Source organism: Corallococcus llansteffanensis (assembly GCF_003612055.1).
Lineage (GTDB): Bacteria > Myxococcota > Myxococcia > Myxococcales > Myxococcaceae > Corallococcus > Corallococcus llansteffanensis.
Window position 1 is genome coordinate 1 of record NZ_RAWB01000798.1, and the last position, 3495, is coordinate 3495.

Annotated in this window: 3 protein-coding genes and 1 pseudogene; all 4 read left to right on the forward strand. The window is 70.8% G+C overall.

Going from position 1 to position 3495, the window contains the following annotated elements:
- Positions 1-549, forward strand: a 549-nt coding sequence (locus D7V93_RS40330; protein ID WP_208723311.1) for a Na+/H+ antiporter NhaA, incomplete at its 5' end; no start/stop codon positions are given.
- Entirely contained in the window at positions 546-2228 is a 1683-nt protein-coding gene (locus tag D7V93_RS40335) for an ABC1 kinase family protein (RefSeq protein WP_120648330.1), read from the forward strand. The genes D7V93_RS40330 and D7V93_RS40335, both read left to right, overlap by 4 nt.
- A gap of 196 nt (positions 2229-2424) precedes the next feature.
- Positions 2425-2883, forward strand: a complete 459-nt coding sequence (locus tag D7V93_RS40340; protein ID WP_147451598.1) for a hypothetical protein — start codon at positions 2425-2427, stop codon at positions 2881-2883.
- Positions 2880-3495 (forward strand): annotated as a pseudogene (locus tag D7V93_RS40345) (hypothetical protein); the annotation flags it as partial. The gene D7V93_RS40340 and the pseudogene D7V93_RS40345, both read left to right, overlap by 4 nt.

Below are 3495 nucleotides of genomic sequence, written 5' to 3' on the forward strand. Positions count from 1 at the left end.
GTGCTGGAGGAGCTTGGGGCCTACATCCAGGCGCTCGTGGCGCGCGCGGATGACGAGAGCGAGCGCGGCGCGCAGCTGCTCCACATCGAGGAGGCGCTGGAGGACATCGAGCCGCCCCTCAACCGCTTCGTGCACCTGTGGCACGGCTTCGTGGCCTACGGCATCGTGCCGCTGTTCGCGCTGGCCAACTCCGGCGTGGACGTGTCCGGCATGGGCCTGTCGGACCTCTTGAAGCCCCTGCCCCTGGGCATCATCGTCGGCCTCTTCGTGGGCAAGCAGGTGGGCATCTTCGTCTTCACCTGGGCCGCGGTGAAGGCGGGCGTGTCACCCCTGCCCGGCGGGGCGAGCCTCGCGCAGCTCCACGGCGTGGCGGTGGTGGCGGGCATCGGCTTCACGGTGGCCCTCTTCGTGGGCGGGCTGGCCTTCGCCGGACAGCCGGCACTGTTGGCGGAAGCCAAGCTGGGCATCCTCACGGGTTCGCTGCTCTCCGCGGTGGTGGGGTACGTGCTATTGCGCTACGTGGCCCGGCCCGCGCCCTCCTCCCCATGAACCTCCAGGACCTCAACCGCATCCGGCAGATCACCGTCATCGCCGCCCGCCATGGCTTTGGCGAGGTGGCGGAGCGCGCGGGCGTGTGGCGCATGCTCGGCCGCAAGGAGAAGGTGGAGGTCTCCCAGGAGTCCCAGCGCACCTCCACCGCGCACCGCTTCCGCCTCTTCCTCGCGGAGCTGGGGCCCACGTTCATCAAGCTGGGCCAGGTGCTCTCCACCCGCGCGGACCTGCTCCCCGCGGAGTTCGTGGAGGAGCTGGCCACGCTCCAGGACAACGTGGAGGCCATCCCCCTGGAGCAGATCCACGCGCAGATCCGCGAAGCGCTGGGCAAGGAGGTGCACGAGCTGTTCGCGCACGTGGACCCGGAGCCGCTCGCCGCCGCGTCCATCGCCCAGGTGCACCGCGCGGTGACGCTGGAGGGCGAGGAGGTCGTCATCAAGGTGCAGCGGCCGGACATCGCCCAGCGCATCGACGCGGACCTGGGCGTGCTGCGCTCGCTGGCGCGGCTGCTGGAGGCCGTGGTGGAGGAGACGGGCATCTACACGCCCTCCGGCATCGTGGACGAGTTCGACCGGGCCATCCACGAGGAGCTGGACTTCATCAACGAGGCCACCAACATCCGAGCGTTCCTGGAGAACCACAAGGACCGCCCGTACCTCAAGATTCCGCGCGTCCACGCGGAGCTCTCCAGCCGCACCGTGCTCACGCTGGAGTTCATCCGCGGCGAGAAGATCAACCCCTCCGTCCTGTCCGAAGCGGATCGCAAGCAGGTGGCGCAGAACCTGCTGGAGGCGAGCTTCCGCCAGCTCTTCGACGACGGCCTCTTCCACGGCGACCCGCACCCGGGAAACCTCCTGCTCATGGAGGGCAACCGGCTGGCGCTGCTGGACTTCGGCGTGGTGGGCCGGCTCACGCGCCCCATGCAGGAGACGCTGGTGATGCTGTGCCTCGCGGTGGCGCTCAAGGACAGCGACTCCGTGGCGCGCATCCTCTACCGCGTGGGCGTGCCCGACGCGCGCGCCAACCTGATGGGCTTCCGCAACGACATCGAGTCCATCCTCGGCCAGCACCTGCCCACCACCCTGGGCCAGGTGGACGCGCGCACGCTCTTGCGCGACCTGTTGGACCTGGCGGTGAAGTACCGCATCCGCATCCCCAAGGAGTACGCGCTGCTGTCGCGCGCCTCCATCTCCACCGAGGGCATGCTCCGAAGCCTCTACCCGGAGATGAACATCCTGGAGGTCGCGCTGCCGTACGCGAAGGAGCTGATGGCCGGGCGCTATGATCCGAGCCAGCTCCAGGGCGGCCTCATGCGCACGCTCTTGCGCTTCCAGTCCATGGCGCAGGACCTGCCCACGCAGCTGTCGCAGATCCTCATGGACCTGGAGACCGGCAAGTTCAGCGTCACGGTGCGCGCCGAGCAGTTCGACAAGCTCAACGAGAACCTGCGCAGCGTGGCCGTCATCGCGTTCCTGGGCCTGTGCGCGTGCGGCTTCATCGTGGGTGCGTTCATCGCCTTCGCGCCCCGGCCGCCCATGTATGGGAACGTGCCGGTGATGGGCATCGTGGGCATCGCGGTGGCGGCGGCGCTCTTTGGCGCGGTGCTCACCTGGTACCTGTTCGGTGGCCGCTTCGGGAAGGTGAGCGTCAGCCGCTTCCTGAAGAAGAAGCGGTAGCCGGGACCGCGGAGCTCCTGGGCCCGGGCCCCTCGGTGGGACGCGGGTGTGACACCGGCCCACCCGCCCCGGGCAGGCAGCCCGGGGAGCGCGTGTCACAGCGGTGAGAACGGATCCGTTGAGGGGTGCACAGTCAGGCGCTGCCCGGGTTAGGCTGCGGCCCGTGTCGTCCCCCCCTCCTGCCCACGTGGTCGTCTTGTTCGCGAACCCTTCCGCCGCCCGTCGTCCGTACCGCGCCCCGCTGGCCTCGCTGTTCGCGGCCGCGCTCCTCGCCACCACCGTCGGCTGTGCTGGCGGGCTTGATGACCCCGAGCGCTTCACCGGAGGCACCACCGGCTCCTGCGCGCCCGGCACCACCGCCTCCAGCGTCCTCCAGGCGCAGTGCTTCGCGTGCCACTCCACCGACAGCAAGAGCATCGGCGCGGGCCTGGACCTGCAGGCCGCCGGGCTGCCGGGCCGGCTCTACACCACCACCGCGGCGTGCTCGCCCATGCCCATCGCGGACAGCGCCAACCCGTCCGAGTCGTTCTTCCTGAAGAAGCTGACGGACTCGCCCGGCTGCGGCGTGAAGATGCCGCAGGGCGGTTCGCTGAGCACGGCGGACACCGCGTGCCTCACGGAGTGGCTGGTCGCCGGAAAGCCGAGCACCCCGTGAAGACGCGCTCCCGCTCCTCCTCTGTCGCCGCCCTCCTGGGCGCGGCCCTGCTCCTGGGCCCCGTGGCGCACGCCGCGCCGAAGAAGCCGGCGAAGACGACGCAGTCCGCGAAGAAGGCGAAGGCCTCCGCCAAGAGCAAGGTGGAGGTGCGCCGGGTCGCGGTGCTCGCCTCCGGTCCGCACGCGGACGCCGCGCGCGACGCGCTGGAGGCGGAGCTCTCCCGCCGGCCGGCCCGCTACGAAGTCGTTCCCGAGTCCGCGGTGCGCTCCGCCGCCTCGCGCCTGGGCATGGATCCCACGACGCCCGCCGGTGCCACGGCCGTGGCGAGCGAGCTGGGCCTGAGCGCGGTGCTGGTGGCGGACACGTCCACCGTGGGCAAGAAGCCGCAGGTGCGCGTCACCGTGCGCAACGGCAGGGACGGCAAGGCCCTGGCCTCGCCCGCCGCGGCACGCCCCGCGACGGCGAAGCTGCTGCCCGTGGCCGTGAAGCGGCAGTGGACGCCGCTGGAGAAGGGCCTCCAGAAGAGCCGCGACGCCATCAAGAACTTCTCCGTGCTGGACGGAGCGTTCGTCATCCGCGAGGACGGCGTGGTGCTGTCCGCCGGCCGCTACC